Genomic DNA, 501 nt, shown 5'->3' on the forward strand with positions numbered 1-501 from the left:
CTCTCGGTCTGGGCGGGTCTGTGGTTCGCCCCGTTGATCTGGGCCGTGAACATGCAGCTCGGGCAGATCCTGCCCTATGCTGACTGCCGCTCGCAGCTGCACTCCTCCGCCATCATCTCGTTCGTCGGTGCGGTGTTCACGTCGGCGTCGGGCCTCAATTCCTGGTGGTCTCCACGCCGCGTCGGTGGCGGAGCCGCCGAGCAGAGCAATGCCCATTTCGGCGGGATTGTCAGTGCGCTCTCCGCCGGCATCTTCACCTTCGCCATGCTGATGCAGGGCGTCGCGGCATGGGTGTTGACCGGATGCGAAAAATAGCCCTCGCCATCATTGCCTGGTCGGTGCCGCCTGCGATCCATGCGCATGGGGTAGCGCCCGAGGCTGCGGCACCGAGCTGGACGTTCGATCCGTGGATCGTCGTGCCGCTGGCGGCGTTTGCCCTCATGTACGGCATCGGCGGGCTGGTGCTGGCGGCGAAGGGCCGCAAACGCCTATGGCATTATG

General features: G+C 65.7%; 2 protein-coding genes. Both read left to right on the forward strand.

Features of this window, described 5'->3' with window-relative positions; all coding sequences use genetic code 11:
- The coding region (locus J5M73_RS31130; protein WP_207816897.1) for a hypothetical protein at positions 1–315 on the forward strand (315 nt) is incomplete at its 5' end.
- On the forward strand, positions 288–501 hold a 214-nt coding region (locus tag J5M73_RS31135), incomplete at its 3' end, for a hypothetical protein (protein WP_207816898.1). The genes J5M73_RS31130 and J5M73_RS31135, both read left to right, overlap by 28 nt.

Origin of the sequence: Pseudomonas sp. 50_B (assembly GCF_017491625.1) — a bacterium.
Classification (GTDB): Bacteria; Pseudomonadota; Gammaproteobacteria; order Pseudomonadales; family Pseudomonadaceae; genus Aquipseudomonas; species Aquipseudomonas danubii.